This is a genomic window from Candidatus Marinimicrobia bacterium CG08_land_8_20_14_0_20_45_22 (assembly GCA_002774355.1).
Taxonomy (GTDB): domain Bacteria; phylum Fidelibacterota; class UBA2242; order UBA2242; family UBA2242; genus 0-14-0-20-45-22.
Window position 1 is genome coordinate 1 of record PEYN01000146.1, and the last position, 5,028, is coordinate 5,028.

The window sequence follows — 5,028 nt, forward strand, 5'->3', positions numbered from 1 at the left end:
TTCCGGCTGGAGCCGTTCTTGGAGATCGCTATTATCAAAAATGGAAACCATCACTCGGTCAATCATGGGCGATGACGCAATGGGGCGAAATTGGGGCACAAACATCAGGTTCAGTTTTCTACCTACTCACCACAGAGCCACAACCACCGGTCTATAATTGGAATCCGAATGTTGATTTGAAAGTATATCAGCAGGACTATAATCGGAAATATACAGCGTACGAAAAAGACCGTGAGCAATGGGAGAAATGCCATATGCTATGTTACACCCTTGGTTATCCGCTCGGTACATGGTTCGAAAATAAATTCTTCCGCAACCGGCAATACACATTCGGTGATGGATTAATGCTCACTTGGGGACGATTAACCGGATCGATTTATGGCATTTTTGTATATGATTTATTATCACTGGCATCTGATGATTTAAAAATGCAAAGTTTAGTACAGGCGGCCGGAAGTATTGGCGGCGCCATTGCGATGGATCGGTTCATCCTGAAGAAAGACTATACGACAGGTCAATCCATCTTGATGTTTCTTGGCGCGATTTCCGGTGGATTCTTTGCGGCGGGAATTCCCGTCATTCTCGAAGTTGATGAGGCAAAAGTTTATGATGTCGCCGCTATCGTCGGAAGTCTTGGCGGTTATTATTTAACGAGCCGGGTCATCGATATTCGTTCCGAGGCGAATTCGGCTACGAAGGAAACTAATTCCTTTTCTATAGCACCAACACTGATCCCCCACAAAAATAAGATTTTACCCGGAGTAAATCTTTCAATGACTTTCGATTGAATCGGAGTTGATAAAAATTAAAATGAACCTTCACTCTATCATTACGAATCCCTTTTATCAAAACGTCTGGATCATTTCCGACGAGACGGACAACTCTGCGGTTTTGGTCGATCCGGGAGCGGAACCGGAAAAAATCCTTTCCTTCATCAAAATAAATGAACTGAATCCGCTCGCCATTCTCTGTACACACGCTCATCCGGATCATATTTCCGCGATCAGCGCTATCCAAAAGTCATTTCCCGTTCCATGCTACATTCACCAAGACGATCGTCAAACGCTGGAGACTTCTACGATACTTGGACAAATGCTTGGATTCGGAGAATTCGACTTGCCAAATAACCTCGAATGGATTGATCGGGAAAAAACGCTTACATTTGGGAAATTAGAGTTTCAGGTGATCCACACACCGGGGCATACGCCGGGAAGCGTCTGCTTTCAGATCGGCGACTCACTTTTATCCGGAGATACGCTTTTCGCCGGATCGGTTGGCCGTATCAATCTACCGGGTGGCTCATGGAAATTGCTGAAGGAAAGTCTGGAAAAACTATCGGCTCTTCCTGAAAGTTTAACAGTCTATCCCGGTCACGGACGACAAACAACAATCCGCGAAGAACTCCGAAGCAATCCTTATTTAAAACGCAAATCAGTTCCGGCATAAGAAATGCAAAAGTTGATTATTGAGTTTAAACATTTCCTAAAAAAACATCACCTGTTGGAAAACGTTGAGACTGTCGTCGTTGGACTATCCGGAGGTGCGGATTCAGTCGTTATGACTCACCTTTTTTCCATTTATCAAAACCAATTCAATATTCAAATTATCGCAGTTCATGTAAATCACCAACTTCGAAGCACCGAATCTGACGGAGATGAGACTTTCGTCCGAAAATTCTGTGAACAAATGAAAATTCCATTATTCACGACTTCCGTCGATGTAAAAAATTATGCAAAAGAACACAATTTATCAGATGAAACAGCCGGACACGAACTGCGTTACGCATTTTTTTCCGAAGTCGCGGAACGATATAAAAATTCCATTATAGCAACCGCGCATACAGCGGACGATCAGGCAGAAACGGTGCTCCTCCGCTTTCTTCGAGGCAGTAGTTTGAAAGGGTTGGAAGGCATTCTCTTGAAGCGCGGCAATATCATCCGTCCATTACTTTTTTCTCAGAAAGAACAAATCTATGGTTACGCGGAAAAAAATCATCTCCAGTTCAGAGAAGATTCTACGAATTTCCAAGAATGTTGCTTGAGAAATATTATCCGAAATTCAATCATTCCGAAAATTACCAAGGAACTGAATCCGGGATTAATCAAAACAACGAATGAAATGGCAAAGATGCTGTCGGAAGTGCATGACGCAATCACCCGTTACGCAGTGAACGCTCTGACCGAAACAATCGTCCGCCAATCCTCGCATGAGATTGTGCTTGAAATATCTCGTCTAAAAAACTATTTTATCGCTGTTGAAAAAGAGATCATCAGACAGGGTTTGTATCAGTTAGAATCCAATTACCAAGCACCCGGAAATAAGGCGATGGAACAGATAGTGACAATGATTCAGAACGGTTTAACCGGTAAATGGCTAAAGATGACCGATAGTATTTTTGCGAATGTAGATCGAGACAATTTGGTTCTTTACAAGCGCGAACCGGATGACTGGGACGGCAAAATTCTACGGGAAGGCGAAACGCTTCAAACAAAATCATTTCAGATTTCTTGCCAGGTTTCATCAATCGAAGAATTTCGGTCGCAAGATCATCACCGAAATATTGAATTTATCGATAGGGATCTCATCGAAAAAGAAATCACCGTCAGAAAATGGCAAAACGGAGACAAATTGAAACCTTTCGGCTTCTCCGGTATCAAAAAAGTAAGCGATATTTTTATAAATAACAAAATTCCTGTCATCAAGAAAGATAGGATTCCTTTGCTAACAGGTCATCGCGGAATCATCTGGGTATGCGGTTTGGCTATCGCAAACGAATATCGCATCACTCACCGAACTCAAAACATACTGAAACTAACTTATATGGAGAATGATATATGACAGATAAGATGATACTCGGCCAAAATTTTGGAAAATATTCCGGACAGGAATTGCAAATACTCATCTCAGAGGAAGAAATCAAAAAACGCATCACCGAACTGGCGGCGCAGATTTCCTCTGATTATGAAGGCCGAATTCCGATTTTCATCGGAGTCCTGAACGGCAGTTTCATTTTCATGTCCGATCTGTTTCGGGAAATCAGCATCAACGGCGAGGTAGATTTTATCAAGATTTCCTCGTACATGGACGAGACGAGATCCAGCGGTACGGTTCTCCTGTTGAAAGACATCAGTTGCGACATCACAAACCGGGATGTGATCGTCATTGAGGACATCATCGACTCGGGACTAACTATTAAATTCATTAAACGGCGGTTGGAGGAAAGCAACACGCGCTCCGTCCGGTTCGCCGCGCTTCTCATAAAGGAGTTGACTAATATCGACTTTCCGATCGATTATCTCGGATTCAAGATTCCGAATAAATTTGTTGTCGGTTACGGACTGGATCTGGCACAAAAACTCAGAAACCTAAAATCCATTTATGCTTTTAAATAGAAAAAGGTATCACAATTATATATGAAAAAATCACAGAATAACACGAATAACGAAGACAACGGAAAAAACAAGCAACATACTTCCAATCCAGGCGGTAAGACACCCATCCAGCCGAAAATGGATAAGCCTGGTAACGATTTTAAATGGAAAAAAGCCTCCAAAACGTCATTTATGTGGCTTGTTATCATTGTCAGTTCAATACTTCTCCTTCAAATTTTAGGTAAAAGCGGCGATGAGGAAGTCGTCATCACCTATCCACAATACAAGGAATTCCTGACGACTAAGACGATTAAAGAAGCGACGATCATCGACAAGGAATTTCATGGAGTACTGATACAGAAAACAGCATTAACGGTCGGTAAGCGCACAATCAATGCGGATAGATTCATGGTCCCTCTCCCTTTCGTAAACGATACGATGCTAAAAGACTGGGACGCTGTTGGACTGAAATACACTTTTAAGGAAAAAACCGGCAATTGGGCAAGTTTTTTAGTAAATATCTTACCGTTTATTATCTTCATCAGTATATTTCTTTTTTTCATTCGCCGGATGCAAGGGCAAAACAACAAAGGTCTTTTCGGATTCGGAAAGAGCAAAGCGCGGCTTTGGACATCCGATCGGCCGAAAGCGACGTTTAATGACGTCGCCGGTTGTAACGAAGCCAAAGAAGAACTTAAGGAAATCATCGAATACCTGAAATCTCCAGCCAAATTTTCAAGACTTGGTGGGAAAATTCCAAAAGGCGCATTATTGCTCGGTCCGCCCGGAACAGGGAAAACATTACTGGCGAAAGCCGTCGCAGGCGAAGCCGCCGTTCCATTTTTTAGTATCAGTGGCGCCGATTTCGTCGAGATGTTCGTTGGCGTTGGCGCATCTCGGGTTCGCGATCTTTTCGAACAAGGAAAACGGAACGCGCCGTGCATCATTTTTATCGACGAGATCGATGCGGTCGGTCGCCATCGGGGAGCCGGAATCGGCGGCGGGCACGACGAACGCGAGCAAACGCTCAATCAACTTCTTGTCGAAATGGATGGATTTGATGAAAACACGAACGTCATCATTCTCGCCGCGACCAATCGTCCGGATGTGTTGGATTCCGCACTGCTCAGGCCGGGACGTTTTGACCGGCAAATCGTTGTGGATGTTCCGGACGTCATCGGGCGCGAAGGCATTCTAAAAGTTCACACCAAACGAATTCCCATTGGGAAAGATGTTAATCTGCAAATCATCGCTAAAAGTACACCCGGACTTGTCGGCGCCGATCTCGCCAATCTCGTCAACGAAGCCGCACTTCTCGCCGCTCGGAAAAATAAAAAAGAGGTCGAAATGTCCGACTTCGAGGAAGCGAAGGATAAAGTGATGATGGGCGTCGAACGCAAGAGCCTTTACATTTCCGACAAAGAGCGGAATCTGACTTCCTACCACGAATCTGGGCACGTACTCGTCGCGATCAACATTCCGGGCGCCGATCCGATTCACAAAGTCACGATTATTCCGCGCGGTAGAGCACTGGGGCTCACGCACCAGTTACCAATCGACGAACGACATAATTATTCACGGTCCTATATTCTCGGAACGCTGAGCATTCTTCTCGGCGGAAGAGCCGCGGAAAAGATCATTTTTAATGAATTGACGA

Annotated in this window: 5 protein-coding genes; all 5 read left to right on the plus strand. The window is 44.1% G+C overall.

The window, feature by feature from the left end:
- A partial coding sequence (locus tag COT43_08475; protein PIS27832.1) for a hypothetical protein occupies positions 1–788 on the plus strand: 788 nt, incomplete at its 5' end.
- 7 nt (positions 789–795) lie between these two features.
- Entirely contained in the window at positions 796–1,446 is a 651-nt protein-coding gene (locus tag COT43_08480) for a hypothetical protein (GenBank protein PIS27833.1), read from the plus strand.
- Positions 1,447–1,449: 3 nt separating this feature from the next.
- Positions 1,450–2,838 carry a tRNA lysidine(34) synthetase TilS gene (gene tilS, locus COT43_08485; protein PIS27834.1) on the plus strand — a complete coding sequence of 463 codons (1,389 nt, stop codon included), beginning with the start codon at positions 1,450–1,452 and terminating at the stop codon, positions 2,836–2,838.
- Positions 2,835–3,392 carry a hypoxanthine phosphoribosyltransferase gene (gene hpt, locus COT43_08490; GenBank protein PIS27835.1) on the plus strand — a complete coding sequence of 186 codons (558 nt, stop codon included), beginning with the start codon at positions 2,835–2,837 and terminating at the stop codon, positions 3,390–3,392. Before tilS ends, hpt begins: the two co-directional genes overlap by 4 nt.
- 171 nt (positions 3,393–3,563) lie before the next feature.
- Positions 3,564–5,028: cell division protein FtsH (locus COT43_08495; GenBank protein PIS27836.1), on the plus strand; the 1,465-nt coding region annotated here is incomplete at its 3' end.

Coding starts and splice junctions, on each gene's coding strand:
- tilS (PIS27834.1), top strand. CDS start 1,450: ATGCAAAAGTTGATTATTGAGTTTAAACATTTCCTAAAAAAACATCAC.
- hpt (PIS27835.1), top strand. CDS start 2,835: ATGACAGATAAGATGATACTCGGCCAAAATTTTGGAAAATATTCCGGA.